The following is a 21,419-nucleotide window of genomic DNA, read 5'->3' on the forward strand; positions in this document are numbered from 1 at the left end:
ATTTATGCAGAAACATCAATATTTTTAGTTCTTTCTGATTATTTCTCTCAGGTTGAGGCAGTAAATTTTACCACCTAAAATGCCCATTTCGTTTTCATCGACCAAGTACAATTCATTGTTGGAGACAAAGACAATTCCAGCCTTATGGGTATAATGGTCTAACTCCAACCTAGTAATTCTGCCAGATGAGAATTGATATTCTTTGAAGTCTGAGATTACCCATATATACGTGTGACCCAACAAGGCTAGAGTAGTTTGATCAGGACTTAAATCTGCGCCAGTAACCCAATAATCCATCATGGTTTTTCCACCCAATTGGATACTGTCAATCAGTGTTGCGGTGTGATTTCCGGGCCTATTGGGCAGCCGATAGATCTTGGTGAATCCTGTAAATGGAACTGTTCTGTTTTTTGTGAAGATATATAAAGAAGAATCCAGAGCAATCAGTGCATCCGCATCAAAATTTCGCAGGGCTGCTGATGGCGGAAAGGTATGTTGATCTTCATATTTGAAGTTGATGATCTCAGGGTTTGTTATTGGAGCCTCTATTGTTTCAGGATTACTGATCTTCAGAATTCTAAGATCGTCTCTGTCGTTCTTATTGTTGCCAAAGGCCCCTATGTATACATTTTTATTTTTATCTATTGCCAATGCTTCCCAACCCTTATTGGCGCTGTTGATGTGAATGCTGCGTATTATCTTTCCTGTACTATCAACACAAAAAAGAACTGGAAGACCGTCATCATTATGTGTCCATAATTTTCCGGGAGAAGTAATGACCAGTCCTGAGGCTTCGTTTATATGTGCTGGTAATTTACCCGTTTCTTTGAAGGCATGCTTGGGAATCTTCAGGATTCTGATGGAATTGTCTAATTGCCTTGTTTGATCCTGGCAATAGACAGACATATGGCAAAACCAAATCAGAAAATTTGCTAGTACATATTTATTGAATGGATAAGTCATTTGTAACGCCTTTCAAAGGGTGCGATGAGCTGGTGAAATAAACTTGCTCGTAAATTTCCATTGTTTTCTCTGCGACTTTGGCCCATCGAAACTTCTCTGCTTGTTGTATTCCTCTTTCTCCTAGACTGTACATTAGCGTAGGATTTTCCAATAGATCTTCAATGGCACTGGTTATTGCCTCTGTGTTGTAAGGGTCAATTAATTTAGCTGCATTACCTGCTATTTCGGGTATTGATGAAAGGTTTGATGTAATAACGGGTACGCCACATGCCATGGCCTCCAATACAGGCATACCAAAACCTTCAGATAGTGATGGGAATAGGAATAATGTGCTGCACGAATAAAGTAGCGGCAAGTCATCTGAATCTACGTATCCCGGGGTATAGATGTGATTCTGTGCGTGCTCTTCATTAATGATTTTCAGATACTCATTTACATAATTGCGTGAAAGCCCAGGTGTAACCAATGCCAACGCATCTGCTTTCTTTTTAGAATAGTACTTTACGTAGGCTTTAAGCACCCGTTCAGGATTCTTTCGGTGTGAGCTATTTCCAATAAATAAAATGTATCGTTCGGGTAAGTTATATTTTTTGGTAAAGCTTTCTAAAATACGTTTGTCATCATTCTTTTTAAACCTTGAATTTATTCCGTTATGAATAACATGAATTCTATTTTCCGGAATTTTTAGTCGTTCTATAATCCGGTTCTTTTCATGTTGAGATACCGTTATTATGGCCTTACTTTTTTTCGAAACAATGGGTACAATGAATCGCCTGTAATAATTTCCAAAACGCTGATATAAGGAGTCGGTTTTTGGAATTGGGTCCATGAAAATTATGTCATGTAAAGTCTGAACGATGGGCACAGGGCAGTAGATGGGCGTTGTATTTCCTGTACAATGGAGTATATCCAGTTTTTCATTGCGTGCAGCGATTGGTAAAAATATTTGTTCAAAATCAATAAATAGCTTGCCACCAACTTGTCTGAAATTGAATTCTTCACAGCCTTTAAAAAGATTATGATTTGCTCCTTTTTTTGTAAGCACAACAAGGGTGTGCTTTGTATTCAATTTGTAGAGTTCATGAATAAGTTCCAGGGCTGACGTCTCAATCCCGAACCGTTCTTTTCTAAAAAGTCTTTGAACCTCAATCCCGATTTTCATTCTATGCCTTATTAAAGATTGAGATTTTATCACCGCTTTTCAAGTGCATAATATTCCATATCAGCGCTCTCCAAAAGGCTTTTAAATGGTCTATTTTACCTGTAAGAAAAAATTGAATTGAATTCTTAGGTATAGAGAAAGTGACAAGAAATAAAGGCCAGATCAATGTATGAATACCCCTAACATTTCTTCGCATGAATAATATCCTGTTGCGCGTGAGGTAGTATGTTTTAAGTGTTGAGCTTTTGCCAACAGAAATGGATTCTTTATGATAAATAACTGCAGTTGGTTGATAGTAAATTCTAAAACCAGCGCGTTGAATTCGGGCAGACCAATCAAGTTCTTCGTAATACAAAAAAAAGATATCGGCAAACATTCCCGTCCGTTCAACCACCTCCTTTTTCAGAAACATGGCAGCACCATGTGCATATAAAGTGTAACCTGGAGTATCATGCTGTCCTTGGTCGCGTTCTCTATCTCCAATGGTCTTGTTACGTCCGGTAATTGGATTGATTTCTGTAAATCCTGCGTACTGGATAATGTTGGGGTGATCAAAGTATTTAATTTTAGGACTTACTACTCCAATTGAGTTATCTTGCTCAAAGGGTTTCAAAAGCTCATTCAATAGATTGTCAGTAACCTCGGTGTCGTTATTTACGATAAAAAGGTAGTCCCCCTTGGCTACTGCCATGCCGGTATTATTCCCACCTGTAAAGCCGAGATTTGAACTGTTAACAAGAAGTTTGACCTCTGGAAACCGGCTGGTAATTATTTTTGTCGGATCTTCTTTAGAAGCATTATCGACAACGATTATTTCAAAATTTCTATATGTGAGTCTTTTAGTTGACTCCAGAAACTCACACGTCTCTTTCAGGCTATTGTAGTTTATCGTAATGATCGATATGAGGGGGGTCACGGTCATTATTATTTCGGTAGATAGGTGTGATCTATGTTACTATTTTTATGTTCAGTGTGAATAAAGGTTTTGTTGGCATTTCTGGATAGAAATATAGCCTGAATTGTTTTGATTATAACTATGGGCATCAGTGTTAAAGCCTTAATCAATTTTAATGAATAATAGTGTCGGGGGGTGGCAATGGCTAATGCAAAGAAGTACAATGATGTGGTGCCCCACCAGCGTATAAGTACTTCCTTGTCTTCAGAATAGAATAGTGAAAACGTTATGGAAAGAAAAAAAAGAGCAATTATGCTATTAATTCTTGATGGAAAGATATTCTGACAGACAGCGATATTGAAAAAATTTACGTTACCTCTAAACAATAGACGTATGCCTTTAATAAAATTCTTCCTTAGCATATCATATTGTCCGGCTATCCATCTTCTTCGCTGATTTTTATACGCATCGGGCGAATCAACTTTCTCATCAAATACAAGCGTTCCTTTTTGATAGACTATCTTATGTCCTTTCTCAACTAACGCCACCTGGAGTGCCTTGTCTTCAACGGCAGAATCAATTGTCGATAGCTCTTTTTTCAGTAAATTAAACGGAAACGCCATACCTGACCCAATCAGTGCAGAGGAGAGCCCCAGTGCGTTGGCTCCTTGCCGAAATAAATGATTATTGATGGCTTCACTTAATCCATCCAGAACAGCCATGGGTGTGTTTAGATTTTTTGCAACTCGCTGAGCCTGGATAATTTGATGACCTTGATTGAATAGATTATTAATATCCGAAAGGAATTCTCGTTCAAGGATGTTGTCAGCATCTGCAATTATAGCAATATCATATTCTTTATTCACTGAATTAAAGGCAAAATTCAGCGATCGACTTTTCATGCTTTTTTCAAACTGCACAGGAATTACAATTGCACGAGTCTTTCTTAGTTGTTCCAGCGTTTCTTCTTTAAGGGAGTCAGCAATAATGATCACATCAAAAAAGGATTCGGGGTATTCTACTTCCAAAAGTTCCTTTGCTGTATGGATAATTACATTGTCTTCCTTGTAGCTAGGAACAAATACAGCAATTCTCTTGTAAGAATTTTGTCTTATGGGGACTATCCGGTGGTAGAAATGTCCTGCTGCAGAAAGTGTAAACACATATAACGTGTTTGTAAAAAAGAATACAAATAGGATCAGTTCGATCATTTCAGGTAAGGAAGAATGTTGATTAAACCTTCTCCTTTTGCAATAAGGCCGGAAAAGTTTTCAGGATGATCATCATGTCTCCGAAGAAGGAATTATTCATGGCATAATCCATATCCAGTTGAATACGCTCTTCAGGCGACATGTCGTCTTTGCCGCGCTTGGTAATTTGCCAAAGCCCAGTTAAGCCGGCAGGAGCAAGGAAGCGCCAGGCAATTTGATCTTTCGTTAATTTTTCAGCCTCATACAGGGGGAGTGGCCGGTTTCCTACTAACGACATGTCGCCTTTCAAAACGTTGATCAATTGGGGGATTTCATCCAGGCTGGTTTTGCGTAGGAACATACCAAATTTCGTAATGCGTGGGTCGTCTTTGATTTTAAAGAAGACACTATCACTTTCATCGGTACCGTATTGGTTTAAAGCAGCAAATTTTTTGAGTTCTGCGTCTGCTCCGAGACGCATAGAGCGGAATTTATAGAAGTCAAAGATTTTATAACCTGAGCCTGCACGCTTTGATATGTAAAATATCGGACCGCGTGATTCAAGTTTAATGATCAGGGCGATGAGCAACAGCACAGGAGACAAGATGGTAAGTGCTGTTAAGGCGGCCAGAATATCAACGGTGCGCTTTAACCTCCAAAGCTTTACTCTAGGAATCGCCTTGGCATATTGTTTTTTAATAATGCTCTCCCGGTTAGCCTTGTAAATCTTCAACTTGCGAATTACATCAATTCGTTTTAACAAGCTGTAATTGAGGGCGCCAAACAAGTAATCATCAACCTGTAAACGTACAGCTTTGTTTTTGGCATCCGGATCAAATTTTCCAGTAAATAAAATATAAGGGATGCATTGTGTAGCCAAAACACTCCGAAGTTCTTCCATAGAATTTTTATCGGCATCTGCATCGACAAAAATGGCCGATGGTTTTATGGAGCGATTGGAGATTTTACTGATGACTTCCTCGGTTGAAAGGAAAGAAATAAACGTATTGTCCAATTGGTAGTCATCCAACTGGCGGCTGTTTTCGGTCTTAATCTTAACAATATGATCGATTACCACAGCTTTTGGTAAAGGTGGAGATACCGATGCTTGCTCGATAGTAGACGGTGCAGAAGTAGAGAGGTTTAGCAGGTCTGCGTTCATTTCTTAACGATCATATTCTTAAAAAATATTTCCTTTACCCGGCTTACCAGGTGTTGTGGCTCAAAGGGCTTGATAAAATAATCGGTGGCCCCCAGGTCCATACACTCTTTACGCTTTCGCGGATCTTCAAAGCTCGACAGGATGATAACAGGAATATCCTTGTACAGCCCACTTTGCTTCAGGTTCTCCAGCAATTGCACCCCGTCAAGAGACGGCATGCGAATATCGGAAATAATCAGGTCTGGTGTATTGCCCGAAGATAACCAGGACAATGCTTCCATTCCATCATGCATAATAAAAACTTCGTACGTTTGGCCAAGGATTTTCTCCAGCAGCCAGCACAAAGGCTCGTCATCTTCGATGACCAGTACCTTCTTCATGGTTCACAGTTAAGTAAAACAACGTGCTTTAAAGCCCTGGATTAAAAGGCGGGGATTTAAAGCCAAAACCTATAGACAAACAAACTTAGTAAAATTTCCTTAAGTAAAGCCTTGCTGAATGCTAATTCTTTAGGAAAGGTAATCTTACATGCGTCAATAATTCCGTGATAAAGTATAGCGTATAGCGGTAAGGGTTGAATTAACCCTGTTTTACGAAAGTGTCAATTATTTGATTTTTTGGGTCTGGTAAAGAAGAAATGATGTGTTTTCGGTCTGTTTTGCCTGTTTCGGTTAGCCTCCAAATGCCGATAAGCGCTATTCTTTTAGGTTTTTCAGGGCCTGAGGGCAGCGAGTTCACTTTCGTAATAATCCTTTTGAGGTCGGTTTGCGACAATGCATTCTTATCCACAAAAAGTGTAACAACCTGGCCAAATCTGTCATCGGGTGTAGAGCCGATAAAATAGTTGAACGTAGGGGTGAATTTGCTCAGGTGTTGTTCCAGGGCTTGCTCGACTTTCTCCGGGTAGACTTTAATGCCCCCGGTGTTAATCACGTTATCAAACCTGCCGAGCCAAATAAAGTTGCCATTTGAATCAACTTCTCCCAAATCGTTGGTAACGAGTGGCTCAGGCTGGATACTATCGTGGATGACCAGGCAACCCCTGTTGTCGATAGTGATATTAACTCCCTCGAGTGGAGAGAATTGTTCGGTTTTGGATGTCGTATTTGTTAGCCTGAGGGCAACGTTGGAGAGGGTCTCCGTCATGCCATAGGTTTCGTATACCGGGCAGCTTAATTTTTGCAGATCATTTCTAAGAGATATACCAATAGCAGCGCCACCGACCAATATGGCCTTCATGTTGTTTAATCGTGGATAATTTTTTTGATTTTCAACAAGCGACTTCAACTGCATCGGAACAACGGCCATGAAATCGGGTTGATAGTTGGATGGAAGTTGCCCGAAGGGATTTGATGTTGGATCAATTATGGTTAATGGTAGCTGATATTCCAACGCCCGAACCAGCATCATTTTCCCGGCAATGTACTGGGTGTTCAGACACACCAGCGCTTTATCTCCCGGTTGCAATCCAAGTGCCTTGACTGTTCGGGCAGCGCTTCGTTGCATCTGTTGTCGGGTAAAGGTGAAAAGTTTGGGTGTGCCCGTTGAGCCGCTGGTTTGGAAAGAGAACGATGCTGTTCCTGAAAGCCAATCGTTTATGAATGCAAGGGTTGATTGTTCAAAATTATTTTCAGACTGAAACTCCCGCTTAAGGATTGAGTCTATTAATACCTCGCGATGATTCAGTTGAATGGAAGTATACGGATACACACCGGGTTCAATTAAAGTGCGTCCAGGTCGCGTTCAAATTTTACCAGGATGAGTGCTTCTTTGGCAGAGAAGCCGCAACAGGATTCAGCCACACGTTTTACTACGCGCTTTGCTTTCTCTTTTAATTCAGGGGTGATGCTGCCTTTGTACCGTTTCAGGTCAATCATCGCATCTTTGTAGGCTTCCTCTAACGAGGGTTGTGTCACTTCATCCAACAACTCAAACCTACTTTGTGCCACCCACGAATTGTAATCCAGTTCTTCCTGTATGATGGTGTTGAAGGCAATGCGTTCGGTAGCGCTTAATCCTTTATCAGCTTTGGCGATGACGTAAGCCACCTCGGCAATGGAGCGGTATATTTCGCGGATGGGGATGTTCATGGTTTATATGACAGATTCACTTGCGCTTTCTAATTCCTCGGATTTTTTTGAAATATTCTAATTCTTCCTGCTCAGCAGTCACAAATTTCTTTTCTTTCTTATTTATATTACTTAGAGTCCATTAATGTGTTTAGATGTTGCAGTGTGTTGTCTACTTTTTCCAGTTCTCAATCTTCAACCCATGAATGGAGGCGTAATGTCTTTCATTATTTGTAATCAGCGTCAACTCGTTTTCAATGGCAATTCCTGCTATTAAAATATCTGAGGTGCCTATGGTGATTCCCTTTTGCCTTAAGTCTGCATAAATATTGCCGGATATTTTGGCGGATTCTTCTGAAATATGGATAATCGTATTGTTAGCTATGAATTCTTCAAATTCTTTTAACTGTTTTTCTGCTTTCTTGAAGTTTAGTCCACCGAGGATTTCGTAATAGGTAATTATTGAAATGTTGATCACATCAAATCTCTGTAAATAGTCGTTGAACTTACTAATTACTTTTGGGTCTCCTTTGAAATAGAAATATAGAATGTCTGTATCAACAAGAGATTCCGTCACGATTAATTGATTTGTCTGTCGTTAGCCCTGTTGTTGTGAAGTTTTTCTGTCATCTCAATGAAGAAATCGTCATCAAGATCCTTCCATGTTCCTGCAAGTTTTAAAGTCTTGTCTTTGGATTTTAACTGACTTTCGATTTTGCCCAATAAATTATTGATTTCATTCAACTTGTCTGCCGACAGTTGCTGAAGCCTTCTAATCAAGGTATTTCTGAGTTTATTTCTCACGTTCATGCGAACAAATGTACAAAATTGCTAGCTATGCGTCACAACGCCTATCCCTTCGGATACTTTTTCGTAACTGATATCTGGTTTATAGTTGGATTAGGCCAGCCTAACAAAATTATCTTCAATTTTTACATGAAAGTTGATGTCGGCTTTTAATGCCTTGAAAACCCGAATGACCGTGTCAATTGTTGCACTATTTGTGCTGCTTTCAAGTTTAGATATTTGTGCCTTTTGTACTCCTACGAGTCTTCCCAATTCTTCTTGTGTAAGGTTACGTTCCTGCCTGGCGGCTTTAATCATTTTTCCAAGAACGTCCATACGAAGTTCATATTCATATTCATATTCATCTCTCTCCTTGCTGCCCGCTTTACCGATGTACTTGTCTTTCATTTCTGCAAGTGTGCGTACTTTCATTTTCTTAGCCATAAGAATTAATTTTTTGTTTTACTTCTGAAGTATTGTTCTTTGATTCGTACATCTCTATCAATTTCATTTTCGGGAACTTTACTAACCTTCTTAATGAATCCATGAGTTGCAATGACCAAGGTTTGCACTTTACTTGTTTTATCCCAAAATGCCAAAAGCCGTACCTGTTGTCCTTCGTACTTGGTTCTAAACTCCCAGATATCTTTTTGTAGTTTTTTAAAAAGCCGTGGATCATTTGTCTGTTCTGCCAGGTCAATGTTGTAAAGTACTTTCTTAGCAGTCTTTGTTTTTAGGGAGGCTATAAATTCGTCTGCCTCTTCTAAAAATAAGGTGTTAAAGTATCTCATCAACCTGTCTTGATTCAACGAGGCAAATTAAAAAATAGTTTCCATAATTGGAAACTATTTTCCTGCCAGTTTAAAAATGAATAATTTTTTACCAGGAAATGCTGACGGGTAACTTGATAAATGTTCAGCGATTACAAACTGTAAAGATCATGTACTCAACAATTCGAATGACTATGGAAACTTAGGAAATTTATCCCAGTCAGGCTCGCGCTTTTCAAGGAAGGCATTTTTACCTTCTTTGGCTTCATCGCTGAGGTAATACAACAGCGTAGCATTACCGGCTAGTTCCTGTATGCCAGCCTGACCATCAAGTTCTGCGTTAAACGAAGCTTTGAGCATACGAATGGCCAACGGACTCTTGGCAATTATTTTTTTGCACCAGGATACATAGGTTTCTTCTAATTGATCAAGTGGAACGACCTTGTTCACCAACCCCATATCCAACGCTTCCTGCGCATCGTATTGATCGCACAGGTACCAGATCTCACGGGCTTTCTTTTGACCAACAATACGAGCCAAATAGGAAGCACCAAAACCGCCATCAAAGCTGCCAACCTTAGGACCGGTCTGACCAAAGCGGGCATTTTCAGCGGCAATGGATAGGTCGCAAACCACATGCAACACATGGCCACCACCAATTGCCCAACCGGCTACTGCCGCGATAACGGGCTTGGGGATGGAGCGGATCATTTTCTGAAGATCGAGCACGTTTAGGCGAGGAGTGGCATCCTGCCCAACATACCCGCCATGGCCGCGCACACTCTGATCACCACCACTACAAAAGGCTTTGCCACCTTCTCCGGTTAATACCACTACACGTATATCGGCATCTTCGCGACAGATGTGCATGGCGTCAATCATTTCCTGCACGGTAAGAGGCGTAAAGGCGTTGTGCACCTGCGGACGGTTGATGCTGATGCGCGCAATGCCTTCATATTTGTGAAACAAAATCTCTTTGTATTCTTTAATCGGTTTCCAGGGATACTTAAGATTCATAGCTCTTTTTTATTTTCAGTTTTAACGCTTCAAAAATAGTCTTGTTCAGGTTATGGGATGATTCTAATTCCAAAATTTTAGTACGGCCATCAAAATCAAGAAAATCTTTCAGGGTGTTCTGCACTTTTCTGCGGTTGTCGATTTTCAGGTAATCAAAACCAAATTCTTCACATAGCTTTTTGGCAGATAAGGATTGTCGTGTTACAAAATATTCTTCCGATTCGGGCAGTGAGGCTGGTCCATCAATCATGTTGAAGATTGTTCCTCCATGATTATTAAGCACAACCACCCGCAAGTTTGGTATGGGATAGTTATGCCAGAAGGCATTTCGATCGTAGAAGAAGGCCATGTCACCCGTAAGCAGAAGGCTTGGTTTATTATTCGTGAGCGCATGTCCGACTGCAGTACTCGTGCAGCCATCAATGCCACTGGTTCCGCGGTTGCTGAAAATCGAAACAGTTTTTTTATCACTCGTTAATCCAATAAAGTTAGCGTAGCGCACACTCATGGAATTGGCTAAGTGTAAGCTGCAATTTTCCGGAAGGGCTTTCATCAGCTCGTGTACCAGTTCAAGTTCCGCAAATTCTGTTTGTGGAAAAAAGTCTTCCAGACAACGAAGCGCTTTCCGTTCTTCCACCTCCCAAAGTTTTTGGTAGTTGCTTTGCTTCTGACGTTCGAAGTTTTCTGGTGTTTCGAGCTTGTCTAAAAAATCAAAAAATTCTGCCGGTTCGCTATGAATGATTTTTGTTAATCCCTGAAAGGTATCAGCCGGTATGCCCGTGGATTGTATGTGCCAATGTGCTTTCGCAGGAAACTGGCGCAAGAAAAGTTTTACATTTTTTGAGATGACAGATTCACCAAACGTTATCAGCAGATCGGGTTGAAGCGATTTCTTCACTGCGTCACTGGCCTGACCCAGAAACAAATCGGCATGACGAACCAGGTTGGCGATGCTATGCAGGTTGGAGATGATGTCGCCTATAAAAGGTAGGCTGTGTTTTTGACTCACCTGTTCCATGAACTGAATCACCGGTGCATCGTTATGCTGCTGACCGCCTATCAAGAGGATTTTATGAAAGCCCGAAAGCTCTTTTGTCAGTTGCTTGCGCGTTGATTTGGAAAGTGTAAGCTCGGAGGATACTACTTGCTGAACGTTTATTGATTTCGTATAGGAAAATTCATCAGGTGTTTCCGGATAAAGCGGCTCACGAAAAGGCGCATTAATATGTACAGGCCCTTGCGGGTATTGCATCGCCAGGTTAAGGGCATCATTCACCATGCGATTGATGGCCCAAATCGAATCGGGGTGATCGTAATCCTGTGGAAGCTGGAAAAAACCTTTTACATGATTGCCAAAAATACCTTGTTGAAAAATCGTCTGGCCATCCTGTTGAGCCACCCACTCAGCCGGACGATCAGCCGTGAAGACGACTAACGGAGTTTTGGAGAAAAAAGCTTCTGCAACCGCTGGTGCATAATTGTAAACTGCGGTACCTGATGTACACACCAATGCCGTTGGCATTTTGGTTTGTTGTGCCATGCCCAAACCAATAAAGGCTGCACTGCGCTCATCGCTGATGGTTTTGCAGTTTAAGTTTTTATGTCGTGTAAATGCTAACGTCAGGGGTGCACAACGAGAACCGGGTGAAAGTATAATGTTTTCAACACCTTTCTGTGCACACAACTCGGCTATATCATATATCGGTTGGTAGCGACTCATCATCAGCGGATAATGTCCAGCAGGGTGTTCATTTTCATTTCTGTCTCTTCCCACTCTTTTTCAGGAATGGAATCAGCTGTGACACCAGCACCGGCATAGAGCCATGCCTCACCAGCAAAGAGTTGCATGCAGCGCAAGTTGACAAACAGATGGCTGGCATCATTCATATTGATTGGGCCTAAAAAGCCTGAATAAAATTCGCGTGAGTAGCCTTCATGCTCTAACAGAAATTTACGTGCTGCTTCCAATGGTGTACCACACACCGCTGAAGTAGGGTGGAGGAGACGAAGCATTACCGAACCCAATTGCGGAAAGTTGGTAGCCTTCATGTCGACTGAGAAATCGGTTTTCAGGTGCATGAGGTTTCCGGCCACAGCTGTTTTTGGTCCGTGTTCTTCAAATTCACGAAGCCGAATTTTTTTAAAACAATTGATAATGTACCGGCTCACCAACGCCTGTTCTTCAATTTCTTTCTGTGTCCATGCCACATGTTTCAGGTTTGCACCTGTTTGATAAGCTTGCGTCCCGGCCAGCGCCACCGTACGAAAAACATTTTTCTCAACCGACACCAGCGTTTCGGGTGATGCACCTAACCATGCGCCATGTTTTGGTGTGTACACGAATGACACAAGGGCATTAGGGTAAGCCGATTCTAAACGAACAAAAGCTTCGGCTACATCAAAGGATGGCGAAAGAGCAACGTGCTTGATGCGTGAAGGAACAATTTTTTCAGCATAGCCATGTTCAATGTACCGGATGGCTTGCTGCACAAGATCTCTGAAATCAATAGTGTTATGGTGACTTAACTTTGTTGGCGGCAATCTTCTTTTTTGTCGCTCACTAAAACCATTAAGGTGAGTGCTTAACCACTCCATCGCTTTTTGGTTTTCCGGTTGTTTCGACTGGAGTTTGCCTTGACGAAAACTGAATTGAACATCGGCTTTGATGAAGATGCCCGGTTGTGTAATATCAAAAGGATGAAAGATAAACCCTGACCCGCTTTCTTCGAAGGAATCGGTCAGCAGAAATGGTTCTGGTTTTATGGTCAGGATAACAGTTGTCTCTTGTGAATCTGGTGTTCGCCAGGCGGCTAATGCATATTCGTTCTCCATGGAAAAGGTGAGGAGATTATCCATCAACTCTTCAAGGGCAACCGGCAAATCAATAACTTCTGAAACAGATTGTGTGTGGCTCATCGTTAACGCTTGTCAATTACAGCCATGGTTATGCGACTGATACAAATCAGTTCGTTTTGTTCGTTGGTAATCCGAATTTCCCAAACATGCGTGCGCTTGCCGATATGAATGGGTTTTGTAATACCGGTAACAGTTCCCTGTTTAATTCCTTTCACATGGTTCGCGTTAATGTCGAGACCAACACAATATTGAATGGTTGTATCAATACAACAATGCGCGGCAACGCTGCCTAATGTTTCAGCCAGGGCAACGGATGCGCCCCCGTGCAGCAGTCCATAAGGCTGATGGGTTCGGTGATCAACCGGCATGGTGGCCTGAATGTAATCTTCACCTATGGCGGTGAACACAATGCCGAGGTGTTCCACCATGGTGTTGGCAGACATTTTATTGAGAAGATCAAGAGTTAGGTGCTTTTGAAAAAGACTCATTTGGGAACCCAATTATCAAGTTTAATATTCTTTATCCGTTTGAAATGATTTGTATTATTGGTAATTAAGGTCATTTTAAAGGCGATCGAAGTTGAACCAATTAGTAAATCGAAATCGTCAATCGAAGTGCCAGCCTTACGTAATCTTGCTTTCTCTTTAGCATAGATGTCAATAGCTTCATAAATTGGTAATACAGAAATCCCGCTTAAAAAGTAATCAAGCGCTTTTTTATTTTTTTGTGGATGTGCGCTATTCTCAACACCAAATTTTAACTCTGCTAAGGTAATTTCGGATATGTAACAATTTTCTTGATCAGCCCTTTCAATCTGCTGCTTTAGGTTGTGAAGACCTTTCATGTAGTAAATACAGATATTTGTATCTAATAAATACTTGTTCACAATCCTTCAATTTTTCTATTTAGCTTCCTGCTTTTTCTGATAGTCCGAATTAGTTCTTCAGCGGAATCACGGGTGTCCCAGGCTCCAAACGCCTTTTGAAAAGTGTTTTTCTCTCGTTGACCTCCTTTTTTCAGCTTTTCCGAAAGTTTGGAGATCAGATCAAGTTGTGATTCTGGATTTAGCCGCTCAAGAATGCCAAGATAGCTTTGAACCAAGATCGAATTTGCGTCAGTTGCTTTCATAGCTGTTCTGAATCTGATAGTTTATTGTTCCGAATACTTTAGTCAATTTTTCTATTTTTGCGGCAGTTTTCTGGGTTTTTCCCTGAAAACAGGGCCAAAATAGCTACAAATTGAACACGAAAAAAATATACATTGTTCGCCACGGACAGACAGATTTTAACCTTCGTGGTATCGTTCAGGGCAGCGGGGTGGATAGCAGTCTGAATGATTTTGGGCGTGCCCAGGCCAAGGCATTTTACGAGGCATATAGAACCGTTCCGTTTGATAAAGTTTACACCTCCGTCCTAAAGCGAACCATCGAATCGGTACAACATTTTATTGATGCCGGATTTAAGCATGAACGGCTGGCAGGACTAAATGAAATTTCGTGGGGGAAGAAAGAGGGGCAGGCAATAACACCGCAAGAAGATGCTTACTACCACCACATGCTGGCCGAGTGGAGAAAAGGAGAAACGCATTTGCGCATTGAAGGTGGTGAAAGTCCGGAAGATGTGATCAAGCGCATGCAACCTGCGGTTGATCACATAATGAATAAAACCCATGAAAAGACCGTGCTGATTTGTATGCATGGCCGGGCGATACGAATTTTGTTGTGTTACCTGCTGAATTACCCGTTGCGAAGCATGGATATGTTTGAACATGAAAATGCTTGCCTGTATGTATTGAACTATTCGGGTTCGATGTTTAGTGTTGAGCGGTACAACGACACCACACATCTTAAAGAATTACAAAAGCAACTTGCCAAGGTAGCATAAGAAACTCCTTGCTTCTGGTAGAGTTTTAGGGTAGACCCAACTCCCCTCCTGACAAGGAGGGGCTGGGGGTGGTTTTTTTAATTTTTAAGCAAGATGCCGCTCCTACGGAGCTCATATCGAATTTAATTTTCTTTCTAATAAGATGTCGCTCCTCTGGAGCTGAATTAGCAAACGTGAGCAATGAGTTTATATAATTCCCCTCCTGATAAGGAGGGGCAGGGATGGTTTTTTACTACTTGAGTCGGGGTGGTTACTTCTTCAACTGCGCTAACGCAGATTTCGCCTTACTGTCGATGCTGTTTTTATACGCATGCTTCTTATAACTGAGGGCTTTGCTGAAATATTTTCGCGCCTCATCTTTGTTTCCTTCATCGCGATAAATGTACCCCAGTTGGAGACATGCGTTCGGTGCAAAGTACCAGGTTTCCGATCCACTAAATTCTATGGTTTGTTCGTAATAGCGTTTGGCTTCCGCCATCAAATTGGTTTTGTGGTAGAGTCGCGCAAAGCGATAGTGATATTCTGTCAGATCGTGCGTTGTGTTCAGGTCTTCCTTCTTTATACTTCTTAGCAGACGAACGGCCTCATCATAATAACCACCATCAATGGCATACCGTGCACGTGTAATCGGTATGTTGAAAAAATCATTTTCAGCAAGACTACGAGCTGCGTATTTATCGGCTTCGGTAACTTCTCTGCCTTTTAATTTTGCCAATTCAAAATACACCTTTGCCCGATCAGGTTGATGTTGCAGCCAATAGGCGAGCCCTATTTTATAGTGTGCATCTTTGATGTAGTTAATGCCTTTGTATTGATTGATAAAATTCTGGTAAGCAGCAATGGATTTGGAATAGTTCCCCTGATGCAGGTACACTTCACCCAGAAGGTAGTCGGAATAGTACAGGGGTAACCCTGTAGAGAGCCCCTTGAGTTTCTCCAGCATAATCATCGCCAACTCACTGGATGAGTTTTTGATCGCTAAAGAAGCGCCAAGAAAGAGAATCAATCGGTTTTGTGGTTGATTTCGGTGGAGTAACTCAAGATGGGTAAGGGCCGAATCGGTTTGCTGCAAGACAAAACCATTAATCAACGGATGAAGTAATTCTGCTTCATCAGCAAGCGGGTTGTCCATGGATTTGATGTCGGTAAGCATGGTCAAACCCTTTTCCAGCGAGCCGTGCATGCCCAGCAAGTTCAGCACCCATTGATATTTTTCGGGCACTGATCCCAACATGATTTCCAGTAGGCCCGCTGTTTTTTTAGTTGGCATAAATTCAGGAAACTTTCGCAGACATTCCTGACTAACCACATGGGCTTGTCGTACACTCCATGCCGCAGTGAAGTCGTGACCAAATTTCAGGTACACGAATCCCCATTGCAACCGCAACTCAGCCAATACAAATAGTTCCTTTGCCGTTTGTGGCGATGCTTTCTTTAACGTGTTGATTCGGCTTTCATAAACTTTTTCGAGTTCCGTAAAGCGTTCCGCATCTTCGGAAATCAATAACTGGAATACATCCGAAAGTGAGTTAATGTAAATCGCTTCGGGTGTGGTGGAAGAGGAGAGGAGTTTCCTGCTTTCATCCAGTTGTAGGCTTAGCGTAAGTTCATGTGCTTGGGTATACGGTTCCTGTGTAAGCCATGTAGCAGGTTGACTGAATGCAGGCAGCATCCAAAAAAAAAGGCAGGTAAACTGCCCTGCCTTTTTCCACGATATCGTTGTCTGGTTACCCAACGGCTTTTCTTCTCCTGACAGGCGTGGCAGGAGCACCGGCCTTCTTAGGCTTATCGCTGTCATCCAGTGAATCCATATCCACATCGGCTAAGATACGACCGGAATGCTCATCGATAACAATTTTTTTCTTCTCGCGGATCTCGGCAATCTTTTGCGGAGGGATAACGATGTTACATCCTTCAGCGGCACCGCGCACTACGCGTACAACAGCTAAGCCATTGCTCAGGCTACCTCTCAGGCGTTCGTAATATTTTAATATAGCTTTGTCTTCGATTTTCTTAACGGCCTTGTCGCGTTCGGCCATCAGCCTCTTTTCTTCTTCCTGGCTTTCGGCAAGGATGCCGTCAAGTTCTTTCTTTTTGATGTCCAGGTGTTCGCCTCTTTCTTTGATCAAGGCTTCTGTTTTTTCGATTTCGTCTTTTTTGGCTTGGGTGAGGTCTTTGCCTTCTTTGATGCGTTTTTCGCAGATCTGGATTTCAAGTTCCTGAAGTTCAACTTCTTTGGTGATGGCGTCAAACTCCCGGTTGTTTCGTACGTTTTTCTGCTGCTCGTTGTATTTTTTGATCAGCTTTTCAGCCTCTTTGATTCCTTCCTTGCTCTTTTTGATGTTTTCCTCAATTTCCTTGAGCTCATTCTCGTGTCGTTGCAGGCGGGTTTTGTACCCTTCCATCTCGTCCTCCAGGTCCTGCACCTCATCGGGCAGGTCCCCCCTTAGTTTAATCAGTTCGTCTAGTTTGCTGTCGATGGATTGAAGTTTTACAAGGGCTTCGAGTTTTTGTGCTACGGTTTGAGTTTCCATTCAGTATTTAAAATCTATGTAAAGTAACGTACTGGATTTGTGCTAGTTTCTGAAAAATTGACTGCAAAAGTAGGAAATTTTTCTTTCAAAATATCACCCAGGAGTTCTTTCGTATATACCTCGCTTTCGTAATGCCCGATATCGGCTACAACAATCTGATTATCAGCATCAAAGAACTCGTGGTATTTAAAATCTGCGGTTACAAAAGCCTGTGCCCCGTTTCGGATGGCAGTTGAAAGTAGAAAACTGCCTGAGCCCCCACAAATGGCCACCCGTTTTATCGGCTTTTCCATTAATAGGGTATGCCTGATAACCTCCAGATTCATGGCGGTTTTCAGGTGCTTCAGAAACTGAATCGGCTCCAAAGCAACCTCCAGTTCACCAACCATGCCCGATCCAACTTCTTGATTTTCATTGTTTAGCGCTGTTAGGTAGTACGCTGCTTCCTCATATGGATGCGCTTTTTTCAAGGCCTGAACCATTTTTCTTTCGAGATGAGCCGGAAAAATGACTTCAACCCGATCTTCTTCAACGCGTTCTTGCCGAAGTGCCTGTCCGATATGGGGATTGGCCTTTTCGGTGGGCATAAAGGTACCTGTGCCGGTTACACTGAAGCTGCAGTTTTTGTAGTCGCCAATCTGGCCGGCCCCGGCTTTGTGTAAGGCATCCAATACCTCTTGAGCATTGCCTTTGGGTATAAAGGTTACCAGCTTGGTCAGGGTATTGCTTTTTGGCGCCAGGATTTTCAGATTCTTTAGCCCGATCTTCTCCGCAATTTTCAGGTTTACCCCGGTATGCACATTGTCCAGGTTGGTATGGATGGCGTAAATGGCAATGTCGTTTTTAATCGCTTTTAGTACCGTTCGCTCCACATAGTTGCTTCCGGTAATCTTCTTCAAGCCTTTGAAAATAATGGGATGGTGTGCGATGATGAGGTTGCACTTTTTCTGGATGGCTTCTTCAACAACAGTTTCTATGCAGTCCAACGTAATCAAGATACCAGTAACATCCTGATCAGGACTACCGGTAAGCAGCCCGGAGTTATCGTATGATTCCTGGTAGGCGCGCGGTGCAATCGACTCGAGGTATTGTGTAACTTCAGAAACTTTCATGAATCAATGCGTTAATTGTACCTTTGGCGTTTAGGGTCAAAGGTAAAATTATTCATGTCTGTTTTAAAGCTTTTGCTGTGGCCGTTTGCGGTGGTTTATGATGTGGTGATGAACATCCGCAACAAGCTATATGATTTAAAACTTAAGCCCTCTGTAACCTTTGATATTCCGGTGATTGGTGTGGGAAATCTGGCTGTTGGTGGAACAGGTAAAACCCCGATGGTTGAGTACCTGATTCGATTGTTGGGCAGTCAGGTGAAATTGGCTGCTCTGAGCCGGGGCTATGGCAGAAAGACAAAGGGTTTTTTATTGGCCGATTCGTCTGCTACAGCCAAGACGATCGGTGACGAACCATTTCAACTTTTCACCAAGTACGGTAAGGAGGTGGTGGTTGCAGTTGGTGAAGAACGTGCGCTCGCTATTCCACAAATCCTCGATCAGCATCCGGAGGTTCAGGTAGTAGTATTGGATGATGCATTTCAACATCGAAAGGTAAATGCAGGATTTTCAATTTTATTGTCGGAGTACAGCAAGCCTTTTTATGAAGATCATGTGCTTCCATTTGGGCGGTTGCGTGAAGGACAGGAAGGTGCAAATCGTTCGGATGTAATCGTGATTACAAAATGCCCACATACGTTGAGTGAAAATGAAATGATGAAGATGATGCATGCGGTTCATATGTTTACGCAGAAGCCGGTATTTTTTTCAACCATCCGGTATGGCGAGCCTGTGCCGATGTCAGATAAGTATCCTGTTTTTTCAAATGAGGTTATACTTCTTAGTGGTATAGCACGTCCGCAACCTTTAAAAGCGTATGTTGAAAAAAACTTTAAGCTTGTGCAGCACCTTGAGTACCGCGATCATTACAACTATACAAAGCGCGATGTAGAGAAGTTATCATCAGTTGTCTCTTCAAATTCCAATCTGAGTATACTCACTACTGAAAAGGATCGTGTAAAGCTAATGAGTGATGAACTGAAGTCCATGATACAGGAGCTTCCTATATTTTATCTGCCGATCGAGATGAAATTCATAAAGAATGGTAAGGATTTTGATATGCTTGTGCAGGATTTTATAAGCCGTGGTTGATTTTTATACAATGATATTCGATTTTTTTAGACGGTCTATAATTGGAGTGTATCTGGTTCTTATGAGTATCTCAACGTTGGCTCAGGATATGCCGGTCGAACCAAGGTCACGTTCAAGCATAGTTGATGACTCTACCAAGCAGATTTACGGTCCCACCACATCACAATATTTCTTAGAAGAAGATTTATTCCGAAACAAGTGGACTTCCTATCCCATTGATACGGTGATCCGAAATTTTCATCAGTTCTCGTTTAGTCAACGCAGGCAAAATCTGTATCAGGATCTCGGCAACATCGGAACGGCCATCCGGTCAATATATCAGGAGGTACCTGATGTGATTGGTGCTACATCCGGCTTTAATGCATACGATCTGTATTGGAATTCAATGCCACAGCATTTTTTTAACACGCGTTCACCGTATACGAATCTTAATGTTATTCTTGGCGGAAAGGGAAGATCGCTCACCAACATCATGTACAGCCGTAACATTAATCCCCGGTGGAATTTCGGCTTTCATTATAACGGCATTTTTATTGATAAGCAGATACAGCGACAGGGTAAAGGTGATCGGAACGCACGGGCAGAGGCGTACGGTATGTTTATGAGTTATCACAATAAGGATAGTTCGTACACAGCACTTATTCGATTCAAGCGCATGTTTCATCGCGTTTTTGAATATGGCGGTGTTCGGGTTGATGATCCAAATAATTTTCTGCTTTCCGATTTGTTCGAAGAGAATGCGCAGCCCATGTTGCTCTCCGCTCAAAATAGTGATTTGAGAAGGAACTATCATTTTTACCATCAGTACAAGGTAGGAGAAGCGCTTCAGGTATATCACCGGCTTGATGGAGATCGTCAAAATGTTCGCTTTAACAACAACTATAATTCTGAGCCCAATCGGGATTTGTTTTTTGATGCAGTAGTAGTTGATAGTGCCCTTACGCGTGATCAGACAAAATTCAATACGCTGCGCAATGAAGGCGGAATAAAGGGTAATCTCTTAAAATTGTTTTATAATGGGTATGTGGCGCTACGTCAGTATTCAATTGATTACAAGTATTTTCTGGATGATGGATTCTATTTACCAACCAGTGGAACGGAATTTTATGTTGGAGGCCGCATGGAGCTTCAGTTGGATTCCCTTATTCAGGTACGCGGGCACATAGAGTCTATGCTGGACGAGCGCTACCGCATTTCCGGAAGTATTGACACCAAGTGGTTTTCAGCTTTTCTGAAACGCTCGGTTTCATCGCCTTCGTTTTTGCAGCAGGCTTATCGGGGAAGTCATGATATATGGATGAATAACTTCAGCCCCGTTGAAGCCAGTGAAATAGGAGGAAAGCTTATTTACAATTCGGATTGGTTCAAAATATATCCGGGCATTCGGTTATCTACATTTCGTAACCTGGTGTTCTTTAAGAAAGGAGATTTTGGTATCGACCAGACTGTACTTCCTGTTCAGTCATCGGGTTACCAAACTATTGCTTCACCTGAATTGGCATTGCACATCAGGCCACTGAAGAACACGTGGTTGACCACGCGCACCATTTACACCCGCATATTGGAGAATGCAGATGACGCCTTACAGATACCTGAACTTTTGGTTAATGCGCAACTGTCGTATGCCAATATCTGGTTTGGTGGTAACTTTGATTTTCAGGTTGGATTAGACCTGCATTGGAAATCAGCTTATTACGCATATGGGTACGATCCGGTGATCCAACAGTTTCATACGCAACGAGAATTTATAAGTCCATCGTTTCCGTTGGTAGATGTTTTTTTGAGCGCCAAGATTATCCGCGGCAGAATATTATTAAAGTATAATAACATCATGGCGGCTTTTTCAAAATCAGCGCAGGTGCCAACACCTTTTTATCCGGGTGTGGTTAACGTGTTTGATTTTGGTTTTGATTGGTCGTTTTATGATTGAT

The 21,419-nt window shown here is 42.0% G+C and carries 24 protein-coding genes; 3 read left to right on the forward strand and 21 right to left on the reverse strand.

All coding sequences use genetic code 11. The features are described from left to right. Positions 1-24: 24 nt before the first annotated feature. The 18 genes from QY309_05735 to QY309_05820 all read right to left on the reverse strand — a co-directional run bounded on the left by QY309_05735 (position 25) and on the right by QY309_05820 (position 13,998). On the reverse strand, positions 25-963 hold the full coding sequence (locus QY309_05735; GenBank protein WKZ60983.1) for a hypothetical protein: 939 nt from the start codon (positions 961-963) through the stop codon (positions 25-27). Continuing rightward, complete coding sequence (locus QY309_05740) at positions 944-2,125, reverse strand: glycosyltransferase family 1 protein (GenBank protein ID WKZ60984.1); 1,182 nt, start codon at positions 2,123-2,125, stop codon at positions 944-946. Before QY309_05740 ends, QY309_05735 begins: the two co-directional genes overlap by 20 nt. 1 nt (position 2,126) lies before the next feature. Continuing rightward, positions 2,127-3,047, reverse strand: coding sequence for a glycosyltransferase family 2 protein (locus QY309_05745; protein WKZ60985.1), 921 nt, complete (start codon positions 3,045-3,047; stop codon positions 2,127-2,129). A gap of 2 nt (positions 3,048-3,049) precedes the next feature. After that, positions 3,050-4,231 (reverse strand): glycosyltransferase family 2 protein, encoded by a 1,182-nt coding sequence (locus tag QY309_05750; GenBank protein ID WKZ60986.1) that lies wholly within the window; start codon positions 4,229-4,231, stop codon positions 3,050-3,052. 22 nt (positions 4,232-4,253) lie between these two features. Further along, on the reverse strand, positions 4,254-5,372 hold the full coding sequence (locus QY309_05755) for a sugar transferase (GenBank protein ID WKZ60987.1): 1,119 nt from the start codon (positions 5,370-5,372) through the stop codon (positions 4,254-4,256). Continuing rightward, on the reverse strand, positions 5,369-5,752 hold the full coding sequence (locus QY309_05760) for a response regulator transcription factor (GenBank protein ID WKZ60988.1): 384 nt from the start codon (positions 5,750-5,752) through the stop codon (positions 5,369-5,371). The genes QY309_05755 and QY309_05760 overlap by 4 nt, the downstream gene beginning before the upstream one ends. Before the next feature lie 199 nt (positions 5,753-5,951). Continuing rightward, a complete protein-coding gene (locus QY309_05765) occupies positions 5,952-7,082 on the reverse strand; it encodes an AMP-binding protein (GenBank protein ID WKZ60989.1) in 1,131 nt (376 codons plus the stop codon). An 11-nt stretch (positions 7,083-7,093) separates the two neighbouring features. After that, on the reverse strand, positions 7,094-7,462 hold the full coding sequence (locus QY309_05770; GenBank protein ID WKZ60990.1) for a hypothetical protein: 369 nt from the start codon (positions 7,460-7,462) through the stop codon (positions 7,094-7,096). A 151-nt stretch (positions 7,463-7,613) separates the two neighbouring features. Continuing rightward, positions 7,614-8,018 (reverse strand): type II toxin-antitoxin system VapC family toxin, encoded by a 405-nt coding sequence (locus QY309_05775; protein WKZ60991.1) that lies wholly within the window; start codon positions 8,016-8,018, stop codon positions 7,614-7,616. 2 nt (positions 8,019-8,020) lie between these two features. Then, positions 8,021-8,221 (reverse strand): hypothetical protein, encoded by a 201-nt coding sequence (locus tag QY309_05780; GenBank protein WKZ60992.1) that lies wholly within the window; start codon positions 8,219-8,221, stop codon positions 8,021-8,023. A 120-nt stretch (positions 8,222-8,341) separates the two neighbouring features. Next, on the reverse strand, positions 8,342-8,659 hold the full coding sequence (locus QY309_05785) for a helix-turn-helix transcriptional regulator (protein WKZ61683.1): 318 nt from the start codon (positions 8,657-8,659) through the stop codon (positions 8,342-8,344). A gap of 17 nt (positions 8,660-8,676) precedes the next feature. After that, positions 8,677-9,018 carry a type II toxin-antitoxin system RelE/ParE family toxin gene (locus QY309_05790; GenBank protein WKZ60993.1) on the reverse strand — a complete coding sequence of 114 codons (342 nt, stop codon included), beginning with the start codon at positions 9,016-9,018 and terminating at the stop codon, positions 8,677-8,679. A 171-nt stretch (positions 9,019-9,189) separates the two neighbouring features. Beyond that, the gene (gene menB, locus QY309_05795; protein ID WKZ60994.1) at positions 9,190-10,014 is read right to left on the reverse strand and encodes a 1,4-dihydroxy-2-naphthoyl-CoA synthase; all 825 of its coding nucleotides are present in this window, start codon (positions 10,012-10,014) and stop codon (positions 9,190-9,192) included. Continuing rightward, entirely contained in the window at positions 10,004-11,788 is a 1,785-nt protein-coding gene (gene menD / locus QY309_05800) for a 2-succinyl-5-enolpyruvyl-6-hydroxy-3-cyclohexene-1-carboxylic-acid synthase (protein ID WKZ60995.1), read from the reverse strand. Before menD ends, menB begins: the two co-directional genes overlap by 11 nt. Continuing rightward, entirely contained in the window at positions 11,737-12,930 is a 1,194-nt protein-coding gene (locus QY309_05805; GenBank protein WKZ60996.1) for a chorismate-binding protein, read from the reverse strand. Before QY309_05805 ends, menD begins: the two co-directional genes overlap by 52 nt. 2 nt (positions 12,931-12,932) lie before the next feature. After that, positions 12,933-13,358, reverse strand: coding sequence for a hotdog fold thioesterase (locus QY309_05810; GenBank protein WKZ60997.1), 426 nt, complete (start codon positions 13,356-13,358; stop codon positions 12,933-12,935). Further along, a complete protein-coding gene (locus tag QY309_05815) occupies positions 13,355-13,756 on the reverse strand; it encodes a type II toxin-antitoxin system VapC family toxin (protein ID WKZ60998.1) in 402 nt (133 codons plus the stop codon). Before QY309_05815 ends, QY309_05810 begins: the two co-directional genes overlap by 4 nt. Beyond that, complete coding sequence (locus QY309_05820; protein ID WKZ60999.1) at positions 13,753-13,998, reverse strand: hypothetical protein; 246 nt, start codon at positions 13,996-13,998, stop codon at positions 13,753-13,755. The genes QY309_05815 and QY309_05820 overlap by 4 nt, the downstream gene beginning before the upstream one ends. A gap of 110 nt (positions 13,999-14,108) precedes the next feature. On the opposite strand from QY309_05820, the gene QY309_05825 reads away from it, so the two are divergent. Beyond that, entirely contained in the window at positions 14,109-14,753 is a 645-nt protein-coding gene (locus tag QY309_05825) for a histidine phosphatase family protein (GenBank protein ID WKZ61000.1), read from the forward strand. A 250-nt stretch (positions 14,754-15,003) separates the two neighbouring features. Here QY309_05825 and QY309_05830 read toward each other — a convergent pair whose 3' ends face one another. Genes QY309_05830 through QY309_05840 form a run of 3 tightly spaced genes read right to left on the reverse strand, consistent with a single transcriptional unit; the run spans position 15,004 to position 18,399 of the window. Then, positions 15,004-16,551, reverse strand: a complete 1,548-nt coding sequence (locus tag QY309_05830) for a tetratricopeptide repeat protein (protein WKZ61001.1) — start codon at positions 16,549-16,551, stop codon at positions 15,004-15,006. Then, entirely contained in the window at positions 16,481-17,287 is an 807-nt protein-coding gene (locus QY309_05835; GenBank protein WKZ61002.1) for a C4-type zinc ribbon domain-containing protein, read from the reverse strand. The genes QY309_05830 and QY309_05835 overlap by 71 nt, the downstream gene beginning before the upstream one ends. A 14-nt stretch (positions 17,288-17,301) precedes the next feature. Continuing rightward, positions 17,302-18,399 (reverse strand): Nif3-like dinuclear metal center hexameric protein, encoded by a 1,098-nt coding sequence (locus QY309_05840; GenBank protein WKZ61003.1) that lies wholly within the window; start codon positions 18,397-18,399, stop codon positions 17,302-17,304. Positions 18,400-18,453: 54 nt separating this feature from the next. Here QY309_05840 and lpxK point away from each other — a divergent pair, with 54 nt between their 5' ends. Next, positions 18,454-19,488, forward strand: a complete 1,035-nt coding sequence (gene lpxK / locus QY309_05845; protein ID WKZ61004.1) for a tetraacyldisaccharide 4'-kinase — start codon at positions 18,454-18,456, stop codon at positions 19,486-19,488. A gap of 61 nt (positions 19,489-19,549) precedes the next feature. Further along, the gene (locus QY309_05850; GenBank protein ID WKZ61005.1) at positions 19,550-21,418 is read left to right on the forward strand and encodes a hypothetical protein; all 1,869 of its coding nucleotides are present in this window, start codon (positions 19,550-19,552) and stop codon (positions 21,416-21,418) included. The last annotated feature ends 1 nt before the right edge of the window (position 21,419 follow it).

The organism is Cyclobacteriaceae bacterium (assembly GCA_030584025.1).
In the GTDB taxonomy this organism is placed as follows: Bacteria; Bacteroidota; Bacteroidia; order Cytophagales; family Cyclobacteriaceae; genus UBA2336.

Coding starts and splice junctions, on each gene's coding strand:
- QY309_05735 (WKZ60983.1), bottom strand. CDS start 963: ATGACTTATCCATTCAATAAATATGTACTAGCAAATTTTCTGATTTGG.
- QY309_05740 (WKZ60984.1), bottom strand. CDS start 2,125: ATGAAAATCGGGATTGAGGTTCAAAGACTTTTTAGAAAAGAACGGTTC.
- QY309_05745 (WKZ60985.1), bottom strand. CDS start 3,047: ATGACCGTGACCCCCCTCATATCGATCATTACGATAAACTACAATAGC.
- QY309_05750 (WKZ60986.1), bottom strand. CDS start 4,231: ATGATCGAACTGATCCTATTTGTATTCTTTTTTACAAACACGTTATAT.
- QY309_05755 (WKZ60987.1), bottom strand. CDS start 5,372: ATGAACGCAGACCTGCTAAACCTCTCTACTTCTGCACCGTCTACTATC.
- QY309_05760 (WKZ60988.1), bottom strand. CDS start 5,752: ATGAAGAAGGTACTGGTCATCGAAGATGACGAGCCTTTGTGCTGGCTG.
- QY309_05770 (WKZ60990.1), bottom strand. CDS start 7,462: ATGAACATCCCCATCCGCGAAATATACCGCTCCATTGCCGAGGTGGCT.
- QY309_05785 (WKZ61683.1), bottom strand. CDS start 8,659: ATGAAAGTACGCACACTTGCAGAAATGAAAGACAAGTACATCGGTAAA.
- QY309_05790 (WKZ60993.1), bottom strand. CDS start 9,018: ATGAGATACTTTAACACCTTATTTTTAGAAGAGGCAGACGAATTTATA.
- menB (WKZ60994.1), bottom strand. CDS start 10,014: ATGAATCTTAAGTATCCCTGGAAACCGATTAAAGAATACAAAGAGATT.
- QY309_05805 (WKZ60996.1), bottom strand. CDS start 12,930: ATGAGCCACACACAATCTGTTTCAGAAGTTATTGATTTGCCGGTTGCC.
- QY309_05810 (WKZ60997.1), bottom strand. CDS start 13,358: ATGAGTCTTTTTCAAAAGCACCTAACTCTTGATCTTCTCAATAAAATG.
- QY309_05820 (WKZ60999.1), bottom strand. CDS start 13,998: ATGAAAGCAACTGACGCAAATTCGATCTTGGTTCAAAGCTATCTTGGC.
- QY309_05830 (WKZ61001.1), bottom strand. CDS start 16,551: ATGACAGCGATAAGCCTAAGAAGGCCGGTGCTCCTGCCACGCCTGTCA.
- QY309_05835 (WKZ61002.1), bottom strand. CDS start 17,287: ATGGAAACTCAAACCGTAGCACAAAAACTCGAAGCCCTTGTAAAACTT.
- QY309_05840 (WKZ61003.1), bottom strand. CDS start 18,399: ATGAAAGTTTCTGAAGTTACACAATACCTCGAGTCGATTGCACCGCGC.
- lpxK (WKZ61004.1), top strand. CDS start 18,454: ATGTCTGTTTTAAAGCTTTTGCTGTGGCCGTTTGCGGTGGTTTATGAT.
- QY309_05850 (WKZ61005.1), top strand. CDS start 19,550: ATGAGTATCTCAACGTTGGCTCAGGATATGCCGGTCGAACCAAGGTCA.